The organism is Neisseria subflava (assembly GCF_005221305.1).
In the GTDB taxonomy this organism is placed as follows: Bacteria; Pseudomonadota; Gammaproteobacteria; order Burkholderiales; family Neisseriaceae; genus Neisseria; species Neisseria subflava.
Map to the genome: position 1 here is coordinate 1171253 of NZ_CP039887.1, position 24368 is coordinate 1195620.

At 51.0% G+C, this 24368-nt stretch carries 22 protein-coding genes and 1 tRNA gene; 12 read left to right on the plus strand and 11 right to left on the minus strand.

What is annotated here, in order from left to right:
• Positions 1-98 precede the first annotated feature (98 nt).
• The 4 genes from FAH66_RS05750 to FAH66_RS05765 all read left to right on the plus strand — a co-directional run bounded on the left by FAH66_RS05750 (position 99) and on the right by FAH66_RS05765 (position 6132).
• Positions 99-2015 carry a peptidoglycan DD-metalloendopeptidase family protein gene (locus FAH66_RS05750; RefSeq protein ID WP_137040986.1) on the plus strand — a complete coding sequence of 639 codons (1917 nt, stop codon included), beginning with the start codon at positions 99-101 and terminating at the stop codon, positions 2013-2015.
• A 215-nt stretch (positions 2016-2230) separates the two neighbouring features.
• Complete coding sequence (locus FAH66_RS05755; RefSeq protein WP_137040987.1) at positions 2231-3703, plus strand: S41 family peptidase; 1473 nt, start codon at positions 2231-2233, stop codon at positions 3701-3703.
• A gap of 95 nt (positions 3704-3798) precedes the next feature.
• Entirely contained in the window at positions 3799-5175 is a 1377-nt protein-coding gene (radA, locus tag FAH66_RS05760) for a DNA repair protein RadA (RefSeq protein WP_137040988.1), read from the plus strand.
• 150 nt (positions 5176-5325) lie between these two features.
• Positions 5326-6132 (plus strand): DUF4198 domain-containing protein, encoded by an 807-nt coding sequence (locus FAH66_RS05765; RefSeq protein WP_137040989.1) that lies wholly within the window; start codon positions 5326-5328, stop codon positions 6130-6132.
• Between the two features lie 55 nt (positions 6133-6187).
• On the opposite strand, the gene FAH66_RS05770 is transcribed toward FAH66_RS05765, so the two are convergent.
• Positions 6188-6748, minus strand: coding sequence for a pseudouridine synthase (locus FAH66_RS05770; RefSeq protein WP_137040990.1), 561 nt, complete (start codon positions 6746-6748; stop codon positions 6188-6190).
• A gap of 80 nt (positions 6749-6828) precedes the next feature.
• Positions 6829-6921 (minus strand) — tRNA-Ser (locus FAH66_RS05775).
• Between the two features lie 199 nt (positions 6922-7120).
• On the opposite strand from FAH66_RS05775, the gene FAH66_RS05780 reads away from it, so the two are divergent.
• From FAH66_RS05780 to FAH66_RS05815, 8 genes are all read left to right on the plus strand, one after another.
• Entirely contained in the window at positions 7121-7633 is a 513-nt protein-coding gene (locus FAH66_RS05780) for a hypothetical protein (RefSeq protein WP_003685285.1), read from the plus strand.
• A 52-nt stretch (positions 7634-7685) separates the two neighbouring features.
• Positions 7686-8303, plus strand: a complete 618-nt coding sequence (locus FAH66_RS05785; RefSeq protein ID WP_137040991.1) for a 4'-phosphopantetheinyl transferase family protein — start codon at positions 7686-7688, stop codon at positions 8301-8303.
• 93 nt (positions 8304-8396) lie between these two features.
• On the plus strand, positions 8397-10715 hold the full coding sequence (locus FAH66_RS05790) for an MMPL family transporter (RefSeq protein WP_137040992.1): 2319 nt from the start codon (positions 8397-8399) through the stop codon (positions 10713-10715).
• Positions 10716-10850: 135 nt separating this feature from the next.
• On the plus strand, positions 10851-12089 hold the full coding sequence (locus FAH66_RS05795) for an NAD(P)/FAD-dependent oxidoreductase (protein ID WP_137040993.1): 1239 nt from the start codon (positions 10851-10853) through the stop codon (positions 12087-12089).
• Positions 12090-12186: 97 nt separating this feature from the next.
• A complete protein-coding gene (locus FAH66_RS05800) occupies positions 12187-12705 on the plus strand; it encodes a hypothetical protein (RefSeq protein ID WP_137040994.1) in 519 nt (172 codons plus the stop codon).
• Positions 12706-12708: 3 nt separating this feature from the next.
• On the plus strand, positions 12709-13911 hold the full coding sequence (locus FAH66_RS05805) for a beta-ketoacyl-ACP synthase (protein ID WP_137040995.1): 1203 nt from the start codon (positions 12709-12711) through the stop codon (positions 13909-13911).
• 174 nt (positions 13912-14085) lie between these two features.
• Positions 14086-16308, plus strand: a complete 2223-nt coding sequence (locus tag FAH66_RS05810) for an NADP-dependent isocitrate dehydrogenase (protein ID WP_137040996.1) — start codon at positions 14086-14088, stop codon at positions 16306-16308.
• A gap of 58 nt (positions 16309-16366) precedes the next feature.
• Complete coding sequence (locus tag FAH66_RS05815) at positions 16367-16960, plus strand: LolA family protein (protein ID WP_003685091.1); 594 nt, start codon at positions 16367-16369, stop codon at positions 16958-16960.
• A gap of 55 nt (positions 16961-17015) precedes the next feature.
• On the opposite strand, the gene ylqF is transcribed toward FAH66_RS05815, so the two are convergent.
• The 9 genes from ylqF to bioA form a co-directional block, all read right to left on the minus strand.
• On the minus strand, positions 17016-17957 hold the full coding sequence (gene ylqF / locus FAH66_RS05820) for a ribosome biogenesis GTPase YlqF (RefSeq protein ID WP_137040997.1): 942 nt from the start codon (positions 17955-17957) through the stop codon (positions 17016-17018).
• Positions 17958-18050: 93 nt separating this feature from the next.
• On the minus strand, positions 18051-18275 hold the full coding sequence (locus FAH66_RS05825; protein WP_070748174.1) for a protocatechuate 3,4-dioxygenase: 225 nt from the start codon (positions 18273-18275) through the stop codon (positions 18051-18053).
• 34 nt (positions 18276-18309) lie between these two features.
• Positions 18310-19164 (minus strand): RNase adapter RapZ, encoded by an 855-nt coding sequence (rapZ, locus tag FAH66_RS05830; protein WP_070748172.1) that lies wholly within the window; start codon positions 19162-19164, stop codon positions 18310-18312.
• A complete protein-coding gene (hprK, locus tag FAH66_RS05835) occupies positions 19145-20107 on the minus strand; it encodes an HPr(Ser) kinase/phosphatase (RefSeq protein ID WP_003685274.1) in 963 nt (320 codons plus the stop codon). The genes rapZ and hprK overlap by 20 nt, the downstream gene beginning before the upstream one ends.
• Before the next feature lie 3 nt (positions 20108-20110).
• A complete protein-coding gene (gene ptsN / locus FAH66_RS05840; RefSeq protein ID WP_003680500.1) occupies positions 20111-20560 on the minus strand; it encodes a PTS IIA-like nitrogen regulatory protein PtsN in 450 nt (149 codons plus the stop codon).
• Between the two features lie 294 nt (positions 20561-20854).
• On the minus strand, positions 20855-21694 hold the full coding sequence (ubiA, locus tag FAH66_RS05845; protein ID WP_372340633.1) for a 4-hydroxybenzoate octaprenyltransferase: 840 nt from the start codon (positions 21692-21694) through the stop codon (positions 20855-20857).
• Between the two features lie 228 nt (positions 21695-21922).
• Entirely contained in the window at positions 21923-22417 is a 495-nt protein-coding gene (locus tag FAH66_RS05850; RefSeq protein ID WP_137040999.1) for a chorismate--pyruvate lyase family protein, read from the minus strand.
• Positions 22407-23063 (minus strand): dethiobiotin synthase, encoded by a 657-nt coding sequence (gene bioD, locus FAH66_RS05855; protein WP_137041000.1) that lies wholly within the window; start codon positions 23061-23063, stop codon positions 22407-22409. The genes FAH66_RS05850 and bioD overlap by 11 nt, the downstream gene beginning before the upstream one ends.
• Positions 23060-24349 (minus strand): adenosylmethionine--8-amino-7-oxononanoate transaminase, encoded by a 1290-nt coding sequence (gene bioA / locus FAH66_RS05860; protein ID WP_137041001.1) that lies wholly within the window; start codon positions 24347-24349, stop codon positions 23060-23062. Before bioA ends, bioD begins: the two co-directional genes overlap by 4 nt.
• Positions 24350-24368: the final 19 nt, after the last annotated feature.

Consider the following 24368-nt stretch of genomic DNA (forward strand, 5'->3'; position numbering starts at 1 on the left):
GACCGTTCGTCCATATTGCAACCCGATATTATTTTCAGACGGCCTGACAGACAGTATAATCCGTCCTATTGTTCCTACTTTGATAGCAAGATCGAACCATGCGTTACAAACCCCTCATTCTCGCCCTGTTGCTCAGTTTCTCCCTGCCAACCTATGCTGCCAAAGACGCGCCGAAAGAAAAAGCGGCTACCGTCAAAAAGGCTGCGCCCGTGAAAAAAGAGAAAGAAGCCGCCAAGGCAGATGTCAAAAAAGAAACCTCAAAAAAACAAGCGGTAAAAGAAAAAGAGGAAGACAAAAAAGCGGTTAAAGCCAAAGCCTCCAAAGAGAAGGAAACCGCCGACAAAAACGAACGCGCTTCAGCCAAAAACAAAACGGCTAAAACCGCCGAAGCCGCTGCAGACAATAAAAAGACCAACCGCAAAACCGAAGAGCCTAAAGAAACGGCAAAAGACAAAAAAGCCGCAGCCGCAAAATCCGGCAATGCCAAAGAACAAGACAAGAAACCTGTTGAAGATAAAAAAGACAGCAAAGCCAAAGAACCCGTAAAAAAAGCAGACACGAAGGAAACCAAAGCTAAAGAGCCTGCTAAAAAAGCGGCCGAGGATAAAAAAGACGGCAAAAAAACCAAAGAGCCCGTAAAAAAAGCAGCCGAAGACAAAAAGGCCGACGCTAAAGAAGCCAAAGAGCCTGCGAACAAAGCTGTTGAAGACAAAAAAGACGCTAAAAAAGACACAAAAACCAAAGAGCAAAACAAAAAAGCCGAGCCTAAAGTTGAGCATAAAGCCACTTCTTCAGCCGACAACGAGTTCAAAGCAGCCGTAACTGCCGCCGCCAACGATATGGAAACCAAAAAATCCCTTGCCAAACGCAACGAGGGTTTCATTATCCATGTTAATGCCACGCTCAAACAGCTGCAACAAACACGCAACAACCTCTCCGGCATCAACCGCAAACAACGCGACGCTTGGGAAAAATTCCAAAAACTCAATGCCGATGCCAACCAGTTAAAAGCCGAAGTTTCCAACACGCGTGCCCAAATTTCGCGCTTTGTGTCCGGCAACTATAAAAACAGTCAGCCCAACGCGGTCGCCCTCTTTCTGAAAAACGCCGATGCCGGTCAAAAAACCCGCTTCCTGCGTTACACACGTTATATCAACAACGCCAACGACCAAGTTATGAGAGACTTGGAAAAACAACAGAAAGAGCTGGCGGCGCAAGAACAAAAAATCAACAATGAATTGGCTTACCTGAAAAAACTGCAAGCCAATATCCAAGCTTCGTTGCGTCAACAAGGCGTGACCAATACCGCCGAACAAGCCGAAAGCCGCCGTCAAAACGCGCAAATGGCCAAAGAAGCGCAAAAGAAAATCAACCACAGAGAAAACGAGCAACGCCTCAACAATCTCTTGAAAGATTTGGAAAAACGCAAAGCCGAGCAACGCAAAGCCGAAGCCGAAGCGCGTAAAAAAGCCGCCAAAGCCCGTTTGGCTGCCGCTGAAAAAGCCCGCAAAGAGCAAGCTGCCGCCCAACAAAAAGCCGAAGCCGAACGCGCCGCCATGTCCACGCTGACTGACGAAGACATGAAACTGCAAGCCCCGAACACCCAAGGCTTTACCGTCAGCAACGCCAACAGCTTCAGCCGTATGCAAGGCCGTCTGAAAAAACCGGTCAACGGCACACTGGCAGGCCTATTCGGTCAAGACCGCGGCGATGGCGAAGTTTGGAAAGGCGTGTTCTACAATACCGTTCCTACTCCGGTCAGCAGCATTGCCTCAGGCACGGTTACTTTTGCCGGCGAACTTGAAGGCTACAGCAAAGTAGTCGTCCTCGACCACGGCGACGGCTATGTCAGCATTTACTCCGGCCTGAACGAAATCGACATCGCCCAAAACTACGCCGTCAATGCCGGCAGCAAGATTGGCACCAGCGGCACTTTGCCGTCGGGCGAAACCGGCCTTTACCTTGAAGTCCGCTACAACGGACAAGTCATGAATCCGCTTTCATGGATTAACTGATGTTTCAGACGGCCTGAGTGGGCTTTCCCCTTCAGGCCGCCTGAATTTTCATCATAAACTACAATAAAACACGATTTTCACGCCTGTTCAGCACATTAAACAACAAACTTTTACCTTAAACTTATTGTTCCAAGCGTTTAAATCACATAAAGTCAACGGGTTCAGAGAAAACAAAAACCACTTTGCTTACTGTACACAAAAAGAAAGTCAAACGAATGTCAACAAAATCCACTTTGAAAAAAGTTGCAATCTACACTCTCGGCGCATTTAGCGGCATCGCCCTCAGTCTGAGTGTACAAAGTTTTGCCGCCGAAAAAGACAAAAAAGACAACGAGGCCCTGCCCGTGCAAACCATCCGCACCATGGCAGAAGTGTACGGCCAAATCAAAGCCAATTATTACCAAGACAAACCCGACGCCGAGCTCTTTGAAGGCGCAATGAAAGGCATGGTGTCCGATCTCGATCCGCATTCCGAGTATATGGACAAAAAAGGCTATGCCGAAATGAAAGAATCCACCAGCGGCGAATTCGGCGGTCTGGGCATGGAAATCGGACAAGAAGACGGCTTCGTCAAAGTCGTTGCCCCGATTGAAGATACTCCGGCAGAACGCGCCGGCGTGAAAAGCGGCGACTTCATCGTCAAAATCGACAATACCTCTACGCGCGGCCTGACCGTCAGCGAAGCCGTCAAAAAAATGCGCGGCAAACCGGGTACCAAAATCACCCTGACCCTTTCACGCAAAAATGCCGACAAACCCATCGTCGTCAACCTGACCCGCGCCATCATCAAAGTCAAAAGCGTACGCCATCACCTGCTTGAAAAAGGCTACGGCTACATCCGCGTCTCCCAATTCCAAGAACGCACCGTTGCCGCGCTGAATGAAGCCGCACAAGCCCTTGTCAAAGAAAACAAAGGTCCGCTCAAAGGCATCATCCTCGACTTGCGCGACGACCCGGGCGGCCTGCTCAATGGCGCAGTCGGCGTATCCGCAGCCTTCTTACAACCTGACGTCACCGTTGTCAGCACTAAAGGCCGCAACAAAAAAGAAGGCATGGTTCTCAAAGCAACTGCCGAAGACTATATCACCACCAGCGGCAAAGACCCGTTGGCCGGATTGCCTGCCGAGCTGAAAACCATTCCTATGACCGTCCTGATTAACGCAGGCTCTGCCTCCGCTTCCGAAATCGTTGCCGGCGCATTGCAAGACCACAAACGCGCCGTCGTCGTCGGCACACAAAGTTTCGGTAAAGGCTCAGTGCAAACCCTGATTCCGCTTTCCGGCGGCAGCGCAGTCAAACTGACCACTGCCCTTTACTACACGCCAAACGATCGCTCGATTCAGGCGCAAGGCATTGTTCCTGACGTTGAAGTCAAAGACAAAGACCGCACCTTTGAAAGCCGCGAAGCCGATTTGGTCGGCCATATCGGCAATCCGCTGGGCGGCCAAGACGTCAACAGCAGCACTGAAACACCTGCCAACACAGAAACCAAAGCCGATAAAGACAAGTCCAAAAAAGACAAAGACGAAGACATCTCCAGCCGCCGCATTCCAAATCCGGCCAAAGACGATCAGCTCCGTAAAGCCTTGGACTTGGTGAAAAATCCAGCCGAATGGCAAAAATCTTTGGGCTTAGCAGCGAAAAAACCTGCACCGAAAAAAGATGCAGATAAAGACAGCAAAAAATAAACCTGTTATTTCTCAATAAAAAAGGTCGTCTGAAAACGATATGATTGTTTTCAGACGACCTTTTCACACATCAAATATTCCACAGGGAAAACACCATGGCAAAAGCCCCCAAAACCATCTACCAATGCACCGAATGCGGTGGCACCTCCCCGAAATGGCAGGGCAAATGCACGCATTGCGGCGAGTGGAACACGCTTCAGGAAAGCCTTGCCGCGCCCGAACCGAAAAATGCCCGCTTCCAATCTTGGGCGGCGGATACTTCGACCGTCCAGTCCCTCTCCGCCGTGACCGCCACCGAAGTGCCGCGCAATCCGACCGGCATGGGCGAACTCGACCGCGTATTGGGCGGCGGTTTGGTCGACGGTGCGGTTATCCTGCTCGGCGGCGACCCCGGCATCGGCAAATCCACGCTGCTGTTGCAAACCATCGCCAAAATGGCGCAAAGCCGCAAAGTGCTGTACGTTTCCGGCGAAGAATCCGCCCAACAGGTCGCCCTACGCGCGCAGCGTTTGGAACTGCCCACCGAAGGCGTGAACCTGCTTGCCGAAATCCGCATGGAAGCGATTCAGACGGCCTTGAAACAGCATCAACCCGAAGTCGTCGTCATTGACTCCATCCAAACCATGTATTCCGACCAAATCACCTCCGCCCCCGGCTCCGTGTCGCAGGTACGCGAATGTGCCGCCCAACTGACACGCATGGCGAAACAGATGGGCATCGCCATGATACTGGTCGGACACGTTACCAAAGACGGCGCGATTGCCGGCCCGCGCGTGCTGGAACACATGGTCGATACCGTGCTGTATTTCGAGGGCGACCAACATTCCAACTACCGCATGATACGTGCCATCAAAAACCGTTTCGGCGCGGCAAACGAACTGGGCGTATTCGCCATGACCGAAAACGGTTTGAAAGGCGTGTCCAACCCGTCCGCCATTTTCCTCGCCAGCTACCGCGACGACACGCCCGGCTCGTGCGTTTTGGTTACACAAGAAGGCAGCCGCCCACTTTTGGTCGAAATTCAGGCATTGGTCGATGATGCACACGGTTTCACCCCCAAACGACTCACCGTCGGCCTCGAACAAAACCGCCTCGCCATGCTGCTCGCCGTCCTCAACCGACACGGCGGCATCGCCTGCTTCGACCAAGACGTGTTCCTCAACGCCGTCGGCGGCGTCAAAATCGGCGAACCCGCCGCCGACCTTGCCGTCATCCTCGCCATGCTCTCCAGCTTCCGCAACCGCCCGCTGCCCGAAAAAATGGTCGCATTCGGCGAAATCGGCTTAAGCGGCGAAGTCCGCCCCATCGCACGCGGACAAGAGCGGCTCAAAGAAGCGGAAAAACTCGGTTTCAAACGCGCCATCGTCCCCAAAGCCAATATGCCGCGCAATGCCAAAGAGTTTCCAAACCTGAAAATCTACGGCGTCAGCAGTTTGCAGGAAGCGATTGACGTTTGTCGTGACGGGGACTAAACCGTTTCGATAATCCGCCTCAAAAAACAATCATCTAAAAGGCCGTCTGAAAACTTTCAGACGGCCTCTCTTTAAATTTAAATAATTTTGTTATATTATAACGAACGATTTATTCTATCTTTTCTACACATCGAAAATCGGAGAGAAATCTTGAAAAAAACCGCTTTGCTTATCGCATCCGCCTTCCTGTTCAGTACTGCCGCACACGCCCATCGCGTTTGGGTTGAAACCGCCCACACACATGGCGGCGAATACCTTGAAGCCGAATTAGGCTATGGCGAATTCCCTGAGCTTGAGCCGATCGCCAAAGACCGCCTGCACATTTTCAGCAAACCCATGCAACTGGTGACTGAAAAAGGCAAAGAAAACATGATTCAAAAAGGCACATACAATTACCAATACCGCAGCAAATTGCCCGTTAAAGACGGCAGCTACTTGGTAACCGCCGAATACCAACCGACTTTCTGGTCAAAAAACAGCGCGGGTTGGAAGCAGGCAAGCATCAAAGAAATGCCTGATGCAAGCTATTGCGAACAAACCCGTATGTTCGGTAAAAACATCGTCAATGTCGGCCATGAAAGCGCAGATACTGCCATCATCACCAAGCAAGTCAGCCAACATTTGGAAATCGTACCTTTGGACAACCCTGCCAACGTCCACGTCGGCGAACGCTTCAAAGTCCGCGTCCTCTTCAATGGCGAGCCGCTGCCTAACGCCACCGTTACCGCTACATTTGACGGCTTCGACACCAGCGACCGCAGCAAAACCCATAAAACCGAAGCCCAAGCTTTCTCCGATACCACCGATGACAAAGGCGAAGTCAGCATCATTCCATTACGCCAAGGTTTCTGGAAGGCCAGCGTAGAACACAAAGCCGATTTCCCTGATCAAAGTGTGTGCCAAAAACAGGCAAACTACACTACTTTAACCTTCCAAATCGGTCATTCACATCATTGATTTTTCCATAACAAAAGGCCGTCTGAATATTTCAGACGGCCTTTATTCATCCTATTTAAGGACGATGCGGCGCAAACTGCCATTGTCCCAATTCCAAATTCAAATCAAACAGATTCAGACGACCTATTGCCACACGGACCAAGCGTAAACATGGAAAGCCTGCTTTCGCCGTCATTCTTCGCACTTGGCGGTTTTTCCCTTCCGAAATTTTGATTTCCACCCAAAAATCAGGCACGGACTTGCGCACGCGAATCGGCGGCACGCGCGGCCATAAAACATCCGCTTCGCCTTCTTCCAATACCCTGACCTCTGCCGGACGGGTGACAAAATCGCCCAAATCTACGCCACGGCGCAATAAATCCAATTTAGCTTCATCTGGAGAACCCTCCACCTGCGCCCAATAAGTTTTAATCTGCTTAAATTTCGGGTCGGCAATCTGCGCCTGCAAACGGCCATTATTGGTCAGCAGCAGCAAACCCTCGCTGTCCGTATCCAAACGTCCGGCTGGATAAAATCCCGGTTTCTCGACAAAATCCTTAAGACACTGATGTTTTTCATGTGCAGCAAACTGGCAAATCACGCCATAAGGCTTGTTTAGAATAATCAAATCGTTCATTTCACACTTTCAGACGGCCTTGGATTTCAAGAAATTCCGGATAATAAAAAAGACACCGTATAAACGGTGTCTTTCATATTTGGCGGAGTAAGAGGGATTCGAACCCTCGATGCAGGTTGACCCCACATGCTTCCTTAGCAGGGAAGTGCCTTCAGCCTCTCAGCCATTACTCCTAAGGAAGACCGCAATATACGCTTTCTCCCTTCCTTCGTCAAGCATTACCGCCTCAAACTTTCTTAACGCCATGAAATCATTTAAATAAAAATATAATATTTTTTTGCATAACCCTATTTTTATACTTCTTTCATATATGTTAAAATGATTCTGCTTTCTGTAAACTTTTTCTACGCCCATTATTACAAAGGAGTTCGTATGTTACGTTTTTCTGCTTTGGTTGCCGTATCCGCCCTGATGCTTGCCGCCTGCTCACAATCCGGCAATTCCCAACCATCTACTTCCTCCTCTCAAACTTCTACTCAAAAAACAACTGCAGCCGGTTCTGCCTGCCGCAGCATGGGTGAAGGCCATAAAGTCAATGGCAAAGGTCAAAACGATATCTATATGTGTAAAGTCGATGTGGCTTTGAACTCTGCCGAAGCCAAATCCGCTTTGAATCCTAGCATCCGCGTTCACTACGGCAGTACGTCCGGCGCGACTTTGACTTCCCGTCAAATCTCCAACTCAGTCGGCAAAACTCCTGATGAAACCTGCCAACGCGCATTCCTGAGCGCGGTTAAACGCTTCCAAAGCACTGCACTTCGTAAAAAAGCCAAATCCGTTCATCTGGTTAGCTACTTTGACAAAGTAACCAAAGGCGGTAACGAATACGAATGCCACATCGCTACATTCAACAGCCGTGTGGTTTTGAAAGGCAGCTTCCACTAAGCAATGTCAAAAATGCCGGACTTCAATATGAAGTTTGGCATTTTTCTATTTTATGGATACAACACCCCTTCACTGCCTGCTGGCCGATCCGTCTTTTGCCGCCTGCTACGACCATGCGTCTCTAAACGCAGCCGATTCCCAACGTTTGGCTGCCACGCCGCAACTGGCGCAGCGTCAAGACTGGCAAGTCAGCCGCGCGTTAAAACAGCAAACCGATTTAGCGACTGTATCGCTGAGCCACAGCCAAGGCTTTGCCGCTTTATTGTGTGCGCCTCATCCCTTAACAGCCGGTGTCGATATCGAATTTATCCGCCCGCGTGATTTCAAAGAGCTGTCGTCTTTGGTCTGCACGCAGGAAGAACAAGACTTTTTGGAAACGGCAAACTGGCCGTCTGAAACGTTTTACCGATTGTGGTGTTTCAAGGAAGCATTGATTAAAGCGGCGAATTTGGATTTCCCGTCAGACATGAAATCGGTCGGCTATGTTTTCGATTCAGGGCAACTCGTCGGTTTACGCGCTGGAAAGCAAACCGATTGGCACGGCACAAGCGTGATTTTGGCGGATACGATGGCACTTGCCTGCGTTTGGAAGGGAAAAGCCATCGCCCTGCAATGGCAGTTTTTCGGTTCGCTCAAGCCCAATGATTTAACCGACCGGCAAACTATCTAACAACTGACAAAATAATAATAATCTGATTTAATTTACTGCACTTTTACTTATTCCACACCCCAACAGCAGCATTTGCAAAAGGCCGTCTGAACGATGAATCTTCGCCTCCTAAACCGCCTCTATACTACCCTTATCCTGTTTCTTACTCTGTTTTTGGTTTATGCCTTTGCTTCACAAGCGCGTATCCAAACCGATTTGACCGCGTTATTGCCAAGCGAGCAGCAACCTGATGCCTTACTGACGGCCGCGGATAAAGCCGCAGAAGCGCAGCTCAATTCACAAGTCATTTTGCTTGCAGGCAGTACCGATGCCGAAACCGCTTTTCAGACGGCCTCACAAATTGCCGACGCATGGCGCAAAAGCGGCATATTTGAACAAGTCGACAGCAGCATGACGCCGAATTTGGACAAAGTACGGGCGGATATGCAGAAGCTGAGCTTGGCGGTTTTGCCGCAAGACGAAATACGCCTGCTGTTTGAGCAGCCGCAAGCCTATTTTCAAGCGCGTGCAGAAGCCGTGGCCAATCCGTTTGCTGCCCCCTCCCCTTTGTCTTTAGAACAAGACTGGCTGGGCTTCGGACGCTTTGTTGCCGACAAAGCCAATCCGCAAAGCCGTTTGCAGTGGGACATGGACAACGGCATGCTGTTTGCCGAAGACAAAGGCAAAACTTGGGTATTCTTGCGCGGACGGCTCGCCGGCGGCGATCAATTTTCCGGCAACGATGCCCTCTTGCCGCTGATGGCGCAAAGCCGTCAAATTGCTTCGGAAAACGGCGCGGAAACCTTAAGCGCAGGTGGCGCATTGTTCGCCGCCGTATCCAAAGCAGCCGCAGAAAAAGAAAGTCGACTGATGAGTATGGTCGGGCTTGGGCTAACCTTTGCGCTGCTATTGTGGGTCTTCCGCAGCGGCCGGGTATTTTTGCTGTCCTTGCCACTGGCAGCCGGTATGTTGACCGGATTGGCGGTTGCGTTATTAACCTTCGGCGAAGTGCATATCCTGACCATCGTCATCGGCACCAGCCTGGTGGGTATGTTGGTGGATTTCCCGTTGCACTGGCTTGCTCCGTCGGTATTCGGGCCGTCTGAAAAGACCGTTTGGCAGGCTGAATCGGCAATGAAACATGTCTTGCCGAGTTTTGCCGTCAGCCTGACGATTACCGTCTTGGGCTACGCACTGCTGTGGTTCACTCCTTTACCTGTATTACGCCAAACTGCGGTATTTTCAGGCTTCGCTTTATTTGGCGCGTTTGGTGCCACCGTTTTATGGCTGCCGCCGCTGTTTCGCCGCTACCGAGCCAAAACCGTGCCTTTTACTGCATTAACCGAAAAGCTCTATTCCTTGTCAGGCCGTCTGAAAAACCGCCTGCACAAACGCGGCTGGTTAATCGTAGGCGGAATTTTGCTGGCAGTCGGACTGTGGCGCAGCGACTGGCGTGACGACATCCGCCAATGGGTCAATATGCCGACCGCGATGTTGACCGAAGTACAACAAATTGGCCAGTTGAGCGGCACGGATTTTGGCGGCAAATATTTGGTGGCCGAAGCACAAAGCGAAGATGCCCTGTTGAAGAAAACCGCCGAACTCGGCCGCACACTGCAGCCCTTAATCGCGCAAGGCAAACTGTCCGGTATCCAATCGCCCGACCAATTCATCCTGCCGACAACAGAACAGCAAAAACTGCAAAACCGCCTGCGTGAATTGACCAAATTGCCTGACAGCTGGAAACCGCTCACAGAAATCGGTATTCCGCGCAAAACCGTGCGCAATGCCCTGCTGCAAGCCGCCGATACGCAACCATTGTCGCTTTCAGACGGCCTAAATACCGATTTGGCAGAAGCTTGGCGTTCCTTGTATTTGGGCGAAGTGGAACCAGGCCGTTTTGCTGCCGTCGTTCGTTTGAACGGCATGACCGATGAAGCCGCCGTACGCGCCGTAGCTCAACACGTCTCCGGCGTACACTGGGCAGACAAACGCGCCCACTTAAACGAGCTTTTCCACCACACGCGCAATCAGGCCGCATGGTTGAAACTGGCTTCCTATGCGTTGGCATGGCTGCTCTTGTGGAAAATGTTCGGTTTCAAACGCGGTAGCAAAATCCTTGCCGTGCCGCTGGCCGCGGCCATCTGCACCGTTGCCGTACTCGGTTTGGCAGGCATTCCCGTCAGCCTGTTTGCCATGTTCGGCCTGCTTTTAGTGTCCGCCATCGGCGTGGACTATGCCGTTTATGCCGCTACTGCACACCACAGCGCCCCGGCAAAATTAGGCGGCATGTTGCTTGCCGCCGCGACGACAGCCATTTCCTTTGCCCTGCTCGCCATCAGCAGCACACCCGCCGTTGCCGCGTTCGGCATGACGGTTACCATCGGCGTGGCATTCAATATTTGGCTGGCAGGCACATTGTTGAAAAATTAGATAAAAGATGAAGACGATTGAAATTGAAGCGATATTTTGTTTCGACTTCTATCGTCACGTTGTAAGAGGCCGTCTGAAAAACTTCAGACGCTAGTTTAAACATTTTTTTATCATTAAAATCAAAGGTATTTTCAAATGTCTGTAGAATTTGACGTTGCCGTTATCGGCGCAGGCCCTTCAGGTTCGGTTGCTTCCGCTTTGCTGAACAAACAAGGCTTTAAAGTTTGCGTATTGGAAAAACAACATTTCCCGCGCTTTGTCATCGGCGAAAGCCTGTTGCCGCATTGCATGGAAATGTTGGAAGAAGCCGGTTTTGCCGATGCAGTGCATGCCGAACCCAGCTTTCAATTTAAAGACGGTGCTGCGTTTTCATGGGGCAGCCGTTACACAGATTTCAACTTTACTGAAAAATTTTCAGACGGCCCCGGCACCATTTATCAAGTGCGCCGTGGCATCTTCGACAAAATCCTGATTGATGAAGCGGCAAAACAAGGCGTCGATGTCCGCTTCGGACACGGCGTAACCGCGTTTGACAACAGCGGCGATGTGGCACGTTTGAGCGTTGCGACCGATACAGGTGAAAACTATGAACTGACCGCCAAATTTGTTTTAGATGCCAGCGGTTACGGTCGCGTCCTGCCCCGCCTTTTGGACTTGGAAAGCCCGTCCGAGCTGCCTCCGCGCCAAGCCCACTTCACGCATATCGACGACAACATCACCAGCCCGAAATTCGACCGCAACAAAATCCTGATCAACACGCATCCTGAACATCGCGATGTCTGGATTTGGCTGATTCCTTTCGGCGACAACCGCTGCTCCATCGGCGTTGTCGGCACGCCCGACAAACTGGCCGGCGAATCAGAAGCCGTGTTGAAAAAATTTGTGTACGAATGCCCGATGCTGGCGGAAATTTTAGATAAAGCCGTTTGGGAAAACGACTTCCCATTCCGCTCTATCCAAGGCTACTCCGCCAACGTAAAAACCTTATACGGCAAACACTTCGCCCTTTTAGGCAACGCCGCCGAATTCCTCGACCCCGTCTTCTCCTCCGGTGTGACCATTGCCTTGCACTCTGCCAAACTGGCTGCCGATTTACTGGGCAAACAACTCAAAGGCGAAGCCGCAGATTGGCAAACCGAATTTGCCGACCAACTGATGATCGGCGTGAACGCATTCCGCACTTATGTAAACGGTTGGTACGATTTCCGCTTCCAAAACGCCATCTATGCGCCCAACCGCAGCCCTGAAATCAGCCGCATGATTTCATCTATTCTGGCAGGCTACGCTTGGGATACGGACAATCCATTCGTGGAAAAATCCGAGCAACGCTTGTCCACACTTGCCGCATTGGTGGGCGATTTGAAGGTAGAATAAGGACGAATGCCTTTCAGACGGCCAAACCCGAAAACAGAACAGGCCGTCTGAAACTTCATCCACGCCATTAAATATTTTGACCGATAGATAAAACCTTATGCGATTTATTCCTTTGCTTGCTGCACTGCTACTTTCCGCATGCGCAACCTCGCTCCCCCATCCGCAAACGCTGCCGCCGCTTTCCAAAGAAGGCCAATGGTTCAAACTCGAGCAGACCAATGCGGCGGGGCAAACCGTTCAAACCAATCTCTTGGCAATCGAGCCTCATTCAGACGGCATCCGCTTTGTCCAAACAGATGCACTGGGTGCGCCGGTATCGCGTCAATCAGTCAGCACCAAAGGTTGGAAAAATGACGGCTTTGTGATGCCTAATGCCAGTTCGCGCCGACTGTTTGCCGCCCTATTACCGCTTTTGGCCGCCGAACACGCCGCCACGCTTTACCCTGAAGCCCGTCAACAAAATGCCGCCCATCAAGGCTTCTGTCCAGACGGCAAAGGCGCGGTATTCAGCTATCGCGAGCGTGATTTGTGGTGTGTCGCCCACCATTCCGAACAATTCCTTATCGGCTTCCCCGACCAAACTTTCTGGACGGTCAGCCCGATTGCAGAAGACTAATTCATGAATACTCCTGTTTATCTCAGCCGTCCGGCACTGACCAGCGCATTGGGCAGCGGCTTGCAAGTTCATGCCGATGCCTTACTTAGGCCGTCTGAAAACACGCCCCTGACTTTTTCAGACCAATGGGTAAAAGGCAAAACGCATGCTTTCGGTGCAGTCAAAGAAACCCTGATGCCTCTGCCCGACAGCATCTCCGAAGCGCATCGCAGCCGCAACAACCAGCTTATCCTGCACGCGCTTTCGCAAATAGACGGGCTGATTCAGACGGCCATTGCCCGTTACGGCAAAGAAAGGGTCGCTGTCGTTACCGGTACGTCCACCAGTGGCGCAGACGAAAATATCCCCTTGTTCCAACACGTTGTCCAAGGTGGTGAATGGACGGATGTTCCGTTCAAACAGCTGCAACACACCATGGCTTCGCCCTCCGAATTTATTGCCCAAGTTTACGGTTTGGACGGCTTGCGCTATACCGTCTCCACCGCCTGCACTTCCGGCGCACGCGCCCTCATCAGCGCAGCCCGACTGCTTCGTGCCGGATTGTGTGATGCCGTAATTTGCGGCGGCGCAGATACGCTTTCGGCGCTGACGATTAATGGTTTTGCCTCTTTGGAGGTGCTTTCAGACGGCATCGCCAAGCCCTTTTCTGCCAACCGCAACGGCATCAATATCGGCGAAGCGGCCGCATTTTTCGTAATGACGCGCGATGCAGATTTTGACGGCGAAATGCAGTTGCTGGGCTATGGTGCAAGCAGCGATGCCTACCATATGTCTTCGCCCCGCCCCGACGGTTTGGGTGCAGCCCAATCCTTTCAGGCCGCTTTGGATAAAGCCGGTTTGAAAGCGGAAGATATCGGCTGGATCAATCTGCACGGCACCGGAACGCAACACAACGACAGCATGGAAAGCCGAGCCGTTGCCGAAGTATTTGGCAGCCACACCCTTTGCACCTCAACCAAGCCGTCCACCGGCCATACCTTGGGCGCAGCCGGTGCGATCGAAGCCGCGTTTGCCTGGTTGATGGCCAACTGCCAATACAATCCGGAAGGCAAACTGCCGCCGCAACAATGGGACAAAGTACCTGATTCCGGGCTGCCCAACATCGCTTTGACCGACGAAAACAGCCGCTGGCCGTCTGAAAAACGCATTGCCGCCAGCTCGTCATTTGCCTTCGGCGGCAGCAATGCCGTTTTGATTATCGGATAAGTCCTTAATATTTAGGTCGTCTTTTCAGACGGCCTTTTTCTTTTCCGCAACTTAAAAAAACAATAACATCAAAACAACAACCAAATCCGCCGAAATATGCCATAATAGGCTTAGCACGTTTCATCTCGCGATGTGCCTGAAAAGAAAAACTTAACCTACATAGAGAATAATCCCATGACTAAATCCACCATTATCTATACCTACACCGACGAAGCTCCTGCATTGGCCACCCAATCCCTGTTGCCAATCGTGCAGGCGTTTACCCGCCACGCCGATATTGATGTCAAAACCAGCGACATCTCTCTCTCCGGCCGTATTTTGGCGGCGTTTCCAGAATACCTGACCGAAGCGCAACGCGTACCTGATGCGCTTGCCGAATTGGGCGAACTGGTGAAACAACCCGATGCAAACGTAATCAAACTGCCGAACATCAGCGCATCCGTACCGCAACTGACCGCCGCGATTAAAGAATTGCAGTCTAAAGGCTTTGCCGTTCCCGACTATCCTGCCGACCCTCAAACCGATGAAGAAAAAACCGTACGCGAACGCTACGACCGCATCAAAGGCAGCGCGGTAAACCCTGTCCTGCGTGAAGGCAACTCCGACCGCCGCGCGCCTAAGGCAGTGAAAAACTTTGCGAAAAAACATCCGCACAGCATGGGCGCATGGACGAAAGACTCCAAAACCCACGTTGCCACCATGCAAAGCGGCGACTTTTTCCATAACGAACAATCCGTTACCGTACCTGAAGCGACTTCCGTATCCATCGTATTCACCGACAAACAAGGCAACAAAAAAGAGCTGCGCGAGCCTGTTGCCCTGAAAGCCGGCGAAATCATCGACGCGACCGTGATGAGCAAAAAAGCCTTGCTCGCCTTCCTTGCCGAACAAGTGAAAGACGCGAAAGCAAAAGGCGTATTGTTCTCGCTGCACATGAAAGCCACCATGATGAAAGTGTCCGACCCGATTATCTTCGGACACGCCGTCAAAGTGTTCTTTGCGCCTGTATTTGAAAAATTCGGCGACAAACTGGCTGCCGCAGGTGTCAACGTCAACAACGGCTTCGGCAACCTGCTTGCCAATCTGGATAAACTGGATGCGGACACCCGCGCCGCCGTCGAAGCCGAAATCGCCGCCGTTTACGCCGCCAACCCTGATTTAGCCATGGTTGATTCCGACAAAGGCATCACCAACCTGCACGTTCCTAGCGATGTCATCGTCGATGCTTCTATGCCCGCGATGATCCGCAATTCCGGCCGTATGTGGAACAAAGACGGCAAAGCGCAAGACACCAAAGCCGTGATTCCTGACAGCAGCTACGCCGGCGTTTACCAAGCAACCATCGATTTCTGCCGCGAACACGGCGCGTTTGACCCGACAACCATGGGTACCGTTCCTAACGTCGGTCTGATGGCGCAAGCCGCCGAAGAATACGGTTCACACAACAAAACTTTTGAAATCGAAGCCGACGGCCAAGTTCAAGTCATTGATGCAGCAGGTAATGTCCTGATGCAACACGATGTTGAAGCCGGCGACATCTGGCGCATGTGCCAAACCAAAGACGCTCCGGTTAAAGACTGGGTACAACTCGCCGTCAACCGCGCCCGTCTGAGCAACACGCCCGCCGTGTTCTGGCTCGACGAAAACCGTCCGCACGATAAAAGCCTGCTCGCCAAAGTCAAAGCCTACCTTGCCGAACTGGATACCGACGGCCTCGACATCCGCGTTCTCGCCCCCGAAGAAGCCGCCAAGTTCAGCTTGGGTCGTCTGAAAAACGGCGAAGACACCATTTCCGTAACCGGTAACGTCCTGCGCGATTATCTGACCGACCTGTTCCCGATTTTGGAACTCGGCACCAGCGCGAAAATGCTGTCTATCGTTCCATTGATGAATGGCGGCGGTATGTTTGAAACCGGCGCGGGCGGCTCCGCACCGAAACACGTCCAACAATTCCTCGAAGAAAACCACCTACGTTGGGACTCTTTGGGCGAATTCCTCGCGCTTGCCGTATCGTTTGAACATCTGGCGCAAAAAACCGGCAACGCCAAAGCCCAAGTCCTCGCCGACACACTGGATGCCGCCACCGAAAAACTGCTGTTGAACGACAAATCGCCTAAACGCAAAGCAGGCGAACTCGACAACCGCGGCAGCCATTTCTACCTCACCCTCTACTGGGCGCAAGAATTGGCAGCGCAAGACAAAGATGCCGAACTGAAAGCCGCATTTGCGCCATTGGCAGCCGCTTTGACTGCCGACGAAGCCAAAATCGTTGAAGAACTCTCTGCCGTACAAGGCAAAGCGGTCGACATCGGCGGCTACTACGCAGCCAATCCTGAAAAAGCCGCGCAAGCGATGCGTCCAAGCGCAACCTTTAATCAGGCCTTGTCAGCCTTATAATTAAAGCAATAAAAGGCCGTCTGAACTTTCAGACGGCCTCAAACCTTATGGAAACACAATGAAAAAAACCATTCTTTCTCTTACTCTCCTCATCAGCGCTCCGGCTTTGTGGGCATTTTCCCCTGCCGAATTGGCACAAACCCTGCAAAAACCGCAAAACGTACAAGGCAATTTTGTCCAACAACGCCAGCTCAAATCCCTCAGCAAACCCATGACCACCAGCGGCAGCTTTACCCTTGTCCCACAAAAAGGCCTGCTCTGGAAAATGCAAAAACCATTTGAAACCACCCTGCGCGTGCGTTCAGACGGCATCATGCAATGGAACGGCAGCCAATGGGTCAACCCAAACGCCAGCAAGCTCAACGGTCAAAGCCGCCAAATCAAACTCTTCCTCGACCTTTTGGGCGGCAATACCCAAGGCTTGGAAAAACAATTTGATTTGAAATTAAACGGCAACGAAAAAAAATGGACGTTGACCTTAACTCCGAAAACCGCCATTACCCGTCAGATCTTCAACCGTATCGAAATCAACGGCGATACGCTGGTACGAAAAATCGAATTGGACGAAAAGCAAGGCGACAAAACCATCATGCAGTTCAACCAAATCCAAACCGATAAAACCTTGGACAGCTTCAGCCGTACCGCCCTCTAAATTGTCTATTCCTACAAAAGGCCGTCTGAAAATAGATTTCAGACGGCCTTTTATATTACTCGGCAGAAGACTGTTGCCCTTTTCGTTCCGCCTTTCTGGCTTCGCGAATGGCTTTAAGTTCGGCCTCTTTCTGTCTGGCTTTTTTCAGCCAAGTTTCCCATTGGTTTGGCGTTTCCAGCGTAATTCTGCCGATTTTGCCTTCGCGGAAATCGGTCAGGATATTTTCAGCGGCCTTTTGGTAGTTGACCCGTCCGCCGCTCAAAACCGCACCGCGTTTCTTGGCAATCCACTCCAGCCAAGAAGTATCGTCCCAATGGCTGCTTGGATCTTTGTCGGCTTGATAGCGCTCTTGCAACAGGGCCAGATAATGGCGGCGGAGGTAATCCAAAAGCTCAAGCGCCACTTCTTCTTCGTCCAGCGCGTTGCGTCCGACTGCACCGCCGGCCGCAAGGTTGTAGCCGCCTTCTTCAACAATAATTTTCGGCCACAACATACCGGGGGTATCGTAAAGCCAGAAATCGTCGGCAAGAAAAAGGCGCTGTTCGGCTTTGGTAATACCGGGTTCATTACCGGTTTTGGCAGATTTTTTGCCAATCATGCCGTTAATCAAGGTGGATTTGCCGACGTTGGGAATACCGCAAATCAGGACACGCAGCGGCTTCTCGATACCTTGGCGATGCGGAATCATGGCGCGGCAGGCTTGGGTAATTTTGCCATGCGCGCCAGTTTCGGAAGAATCAAGCGCAATCGCGCGGGTATCTTGGCGGCTGTTGTAGTGTTCGAGCCAAACTTTAGTGCGCTCGGGATCGGCAAGGTCTTGCTTGTTTAAGATTTTGAGTTTGGGCTTACCTTTGGACAACTGGGCAAGCAAAGGGTTTTCGCTGGAAGCAGGCATACGCGCGTCCAGCATCTCAATCACCATATCAACGCTTTTAATGCGTTCGGCAATGGCTTTTTTTGCCTTGTTCATGTGGCCGGGAAACCATTGGATAGCCATGTCTTTTTATTCTTTCTATTCGTATCTGAGGCCGTCTGAAAAATCATTGTTTTTCAGACGGCCTCGGTATTTGGATAATCGGTCAATCAGGATTTAGAGGTTACCATGCTCGTAGCTGTAATAACCTGCTTCATCCATACATTGCTCAAACGTTTTGGATGTATCGCCACGTTTGCCTTGTGATTTGCAGGTATTGATTTGGCGGGAAACTTCAGCTTCGCTCGCGCCGGTACGGTGCCAACGGTAAGCAGTGACAGGTTCTGTTGCACAGGCGGTCAAGATAAGCAGGGATAATGCGGTCAGACTGATTTTTTTCATGGTTTCTTCCTTTGAGGCCGTCTGAAACGGCAAGTTAGCGTCCTGCCAAGCTTTGTGCCTGACGGTGGCGGACAAGTAGTTCGTAACGGCCTTTAAGGCGTTCGGCCAGTTTTTCCACAACATAGACGGAGCGGTGCTGACCGCCGGTACAACCGATGGCAATCGTTACATAACTGCGGCTCTCTTGTTGCAGGCGCGGCAGCCAGCGGCTAATAAAATGGTCGATGTCATCAACCATTTCTTGAGCCAACGGCTGCTGGCCCAAATAATCTTGAATAGGCTTGTCCATGCCGGTAAAGGGGCGTAATTCCGGATCGTAATACGGATTGGGCAGGCTGCGCATGTCAAACATAAAGTCGGCATTGTTGGGAACGCCGTATTTGAAACCAAAGGATTCAAGAATGACCAGCAAACCGACACGTTCAATGTTGAGCCACTGTTGCACAGCATAACGCAGCTGCTGCGCGTTCATTTTGGACGTATCGATGCAATATGCGATGTCTCTAAGCGGGAAGAGCCACTCGCGTTCTTTTTGCAGGCTTTCCAACAAAGTCAGGTTTTGACCGGACAAAGGATGTCCGCGACGGGTTTCTGAGAAGCGGCGAACCAACACGCCCTCTTCTGCTTCAACAAAGAGGACTTCGACCTGATGTCCTTCGTCACGCAAATATTGGATTTGCTCTTGAGCTTCTTGGATATTGATACCGGAACGAATATCAACGCTGACACCAAGCTGGGTTTCTTCGCCGCGTTCAATATGGTACAACACCAACGAAGGCAACATTTCCAAAGGCAGATTATCAACGCAATAAAAGCCTGAATCTTCGAGTTGTTTGAGGGCTACGGATTTTCCTGAGCCGGATAGGCCGCTAATCAGGACGATTTTCATGATTTTGTTCGTTTTCTTTGAGTTGTGTTTGATGGCGTTCGAGGAATTCTTTGGTACTGTCTTTACCGCGCAATTGAAGGATGTAATTGCGCACTGCAGCTTCAACCAATACTGCTAAGTTTCGACCGATTGCAACAGGCAGGGTAACGGAACGGACGCTGACGTTGAGGATAGATGCTGTTTCGGTACGGATGCTCAATCGATCGAGTTGTTTCATGTATCCGTCGTCGGCCGGAACCAAATTAATAATCAGCTGGAGGATTTTTTTCGGACGGATAGAGGTTTCGCCAAAAATATGGCGGATATTGAGTATGCCCAAACCGCGTACTTCGAGGAAATCACGCAGCATAGGCGGACAACGGCCTTCCAGCATTTCCGGGCCGGTACGGAAAAGTTCGACCGCATCATCGGCAATCAGGCTGTGGCCGCGCGAAATCAGCTCCAATGCCAATTCGCTCTTACCCAAGCCGGATTGTCCGGTAATGAGTACGCCCACTTCAAATACATCCAAAAATACGCCGTGCTTGATGGTGGAAGTAGCCAATGTACGTTGCAGATAAATCCGCAAAACGTCCATCAGGTGCGGACTTTCCTGCTTGGAAGTCAGCAAGGGGATACTGTTGGTATGGCAATAATCGCGCAATTTGGGCGAAACCGGCAAGCCGTTGGCGACGATAACCAAAGACATGGGAATATCGAAAAGCTCGCCGAAATCATAGTTGAGTTCGCCCGTTTCCAAGCGGCGCAAATATTCGGCCTCAGCTACGCCGACAACTTGAATTTGGTTGGGATGGATAAAGTTTAAGTGGCCGACCAAGGCCAAGACGGGTTTATCGGCTTCGACACCGATACGGTTGTCCGCGCCGGAATTACCGGCAGCCCAAGCAAGTTCGAGTTTGTGCTGATTGTCGGAAAACAGGCGGCGGACAGATATGCTGGGCATGAATTACTCTTCGCTCAGGAGTGTACGTACTTCTTCGGCAGAAGTAGCGGCCATCAACGCTTCACGGATGGCTTTTTGAGAGAATCTGCCGGCAAGTTTGGACAAGACTTCCAAATGTTCGCCGGTAGCGTTTTCAGGCACAAGCAGGATGAAAATCAGGGAAACGGGTTTGCCGTCGGGCGCATCAAAGGCAACCGGCTCTTTGGTGCGGATAAAAGCACCGGTGGCTTTTTTCACGCATGCGTGACGGCCGTGAGGAATCGCCACCCCCTGCCCCAAACCGGTCGAACCAAGTTTTTCACGGGCAAACAGGCAGTCGAACACGTTGGTATTCGGTAATTCTGCTTCATTCTCCAGCAGCTGTGCGGCCTCTTCAAACAGACGCTTTTTGCTGCTGACTTCCAAATCCAAAACGATATGGGACAAAGGTAAAATTTCGCCGATCAGGCTCATGTGTATCTCTTTTAAATGTCGCAAAACAATGGGATTGTACCGATTGTCGGTGCAAATCTCAATCCTGAAGGCGTAATTTACACTCGCCCTGCTAACATTTTCCATGTTGTTTTTGATATTTTTTAACGAGCCAAAAATAATCCAACTATTTGTTTATATAGAATTTAAAATAAAAATCCTATCACTAGCCAAACTATACTTCAAATGAAAAGGGGTATGTCCGGCATCCCCCTTTTCCCTTTTTTCAGACGGCCTCAACCTAGTTTTTTAAAACAGTTTGGAAACCAAAAACAACTAGAAATAATGGCAGACCAATCCGCAAAACCACGCCAAACCGATGCGGTTGTTGGCCAAAAACGTTTGGAAACACAACTGGCGGTCGCGCGTACGGATGGCGGCATACTGCTGATACTGCCAATAAACGGTTACTGGCAATACCAGCCAATAAGGCCAAGTTGCGCCGATTTTAATACCCAACACCGCCATCAATACGGTAAACCAAAAATGGCAAAGCATAGAGGCCGTAATGTCGTGATGGCCAAATGTGATTGCCGAAGTTTTAATGCCGATTTTCAAATCGTCTTCTTTGTCCGCCATGGCATAAATCGTGTCGTAAGCCAGCGTCCATAAGGCATTGGCGGTAAACATCAGCCATGCTTCGGGAGGCACTCGGTCTTGTACGGCGGCAAAGGCCATGGGAATGCCGAACGAAAATGCCAGCCCCAAATAAAACTGCGGCAACGGGAAAAAGCGTTTGGTAAAGGGATATGTGACGGCCAAGAACAAGGCCGGAAGGCTCATCAGCCAAGTAAAACGGTTGAGCGGCACCAAGCACAAAGCCGCCATCAGACACAGCATGACGGTTAAAAGCAGAGCTTCGGTTTTGGAAACCAAACCTTTGGCAAACGGGCGGTTTTTGGTACGCTCTACTGCGCCGTCAAAATTGCGGTCGGCAAAGTCATTCACGACGCAACCTGCGCTGCGCATCAAAAATGTGCCTGCGGTAAAGGCAATAAAAATATCCGCGTCGGGAACGCCTTTAGACGCAATCCACAATGCCCAATAAGTCGGCCACAGCAAAAGCAGTGTACCAATGGGTTTGTCGACGCGCATCAGCTTGGCGTATATCACCATCCGCCCGACAGCGTAACGCGGTAGAATTTGTAGGAAAAATCGCCTTATGTTCATTGATGTAATGTGTCGTTGTTTATATGTCAATTCGAAAGAAAAGGCTTTTTTAGAGCCTTAGCTCTTATTATAATTTATTGCCGTCTGAAATTAAACAGATCTTAACAATTTAATTTATTGTATTATAACAGAATTATGACAAACATCGGTGATTGGTTTTATTTTCAGACGGCCTTAGCGGTATAAATCTATTAATTTCAATAAGAAATATTCTGTTAATTCCAATGTTTCGCCGTTCCAATCGAAATACGAACGGCGCGCGGTAACAGGCCGTCTGAAAGATGGATGGTCGGAATCTTCAAAACGAAGAAACTCAAAATCCGAACGCTTCAACGGCAATGTACCGTCAAACAGGCGCTCACCCAAAGGCTGCGTTCCGCAATCCAATAATTCTGTCCATAGACGGCTATCCGGCCGGCACGCGCTTCTGGCTTGTATCACTGTTTCACCGTCCAGTTTGAGCAAAACATCGCGCACAAAGATTTCATCGCTATTGTCCGCCCCCTTCGTCAAACCCAAATACACAGGCTCGACTGAAAAATCCTTACCAGAAGCGCGTAAAGCGGCGGTTAGCGAAGAAACGGTCAGTAGATGTCCGGCCTTAGACGGCAAAAGACTTGAAGCTTCGGCATGTGAACAAAGCGTGCCGCGCGGTATATCAAGCTCCATCTGACACCTCTGTTTTGGCCAACTCTTGCCATTGGGCTTCGGGAAACTCATCTTTCAGACAGCCTTTAAGATATTCCAAGGTATCGCCGGCAATGGTTTCATCTTTGCTATCGTGAATATGGTTGAAAATTAGGCTGTGCAACTGGATGCCGTATTGTTTGAGCGCGGCGAAGCTGAGTAGGGTGTGGTTGATGCTGCCGAGCCGTCCGCTGGTAACGAGGATGACGGGATAAGCCTGTTGCTGAATATAATCAATGGTTAACAGATTTTCCGTCAGTGGCACCATCAATCCGCCTGCACCTTCAACCAACACGATTTCGTATTGCGCCACCAATTCTTGCGTGGCGGTACGGATTTTCTCCAAGTCCAAATCCCTGCCGTCCAGTCGGGCAGCAAGGTGGGGCGAAGCCGGATAGCTGAAGATTTCGGGCATGGTCAGCCCTTGTTTGTCGGCTTCCTGCATGGGTATGCCCATGATTTTGCGGTGGACGGCGATGTCATCGGCGATGTTTTGGCAACCGGTTTGCACGGGCTTTTGCGTGATCACGCTTTTGCCCTGCTGCAACAATTGTTTTGCCAATACGCCGGTGGCGACGGTTTTGCCGATGTCCGTGTCTATGCCGCTGACGAAGTAAACGCCTTTCATTTGCTGTGTTCCTTCAAGATTCGTACGGTTTTGTCGGCAAGTTCGGTTAAGAGGTCGTCTGAAATAATGTAGGGCGGCATGAGGTACACCAGCCTGCCGAATGGACGCACCCAAATTCCCTGCGCCACGCAGTCCGCTTGAAAACGCGCCATATCCACGCCTTTTTCCAACTCAATCACCCCAATAGTACCCAAAACGCGCACCTCTTTCACGCCGCGAATGTCCCATGCGGCTTTCAAACGGCCTTTTAGAATGCTTTCGATGCGGCGGATATTTGCCTGCCAATCTTGGGACAAAAGCAGCTTGACCGAAGCGCAGGCAACGGCACACGCCAGCGGGTTTGCCATAAACGTCGGGCCGTGCATAAACACGCCCGCTTCGCCGCGCGAAATCGTTTCGGTGACTTTTTGCGAAGTGATTGCCGCCGCCAGCGTCATATAGCCGCCGCTCAAACCCTTGCCGATACACATAATATCCGGCACAACACCCGCGTGTTCACAGGCAAACATCTTGCCCGTGCGCCCGAATCCAGTGGCAATTTCGTCAAAAATCAACACGATATCAAATTCGTCGCACAAATCGCGCAAACTGCGAAGATACTGCGGATGATAAAAATACATGCCGCCCGCACCTTGCACGACCGGTTCCAAAATAAAGGCGGCGATATCCGCATGATGCGCTTCAAACAAGGCGCGGACAGGCTGCAAATCCGCCTCGTCCCATTCATCGTCAAAACGGCTTTTCGGATTATCGACAAAATAACGCTGCGGCAACGCGCTGCCGAAAATATGGTGCATCCCCGTTTCCGGATCGCAAACGGACATCGCGTTCCAAGTATCGCCATGATACCCACGCCGCACCGTCGCAATATTCTGCTTCGCCGTCAAACCCCGCGCCTGCTGGTATTGCACCGCCATTTTCAGCGCGACTTCCACCGAAACCGAACCCGAATCTGCATAAAAAATACGATCCAGTCCCTGCGGTAAAATCCCGACCAACAACTTGCCCAGCTCCACCGCCGGCTCGTGCGTCAAACCGCCGAACATCACATGCGACATTTGCTTAATCTGCGCCTCAACCGCCTGATTCAAAACAGGATGATTATAGCCGTGTATCGCACACCACCAAGACGACATCCCGTCAATCAGCCGCGTGCCGTCCGCCAATTCGATATGCACGCCCTCCGCACGGCGAACCGGATAAACAGGCAACGGGTCGGTCATGGATGTATAGGGATGGAGCAGATGGGCGCGGTCGAAATCGAGCAGGGAGGAATGTTCAGACATGTTTAAAACAATGGTTTGA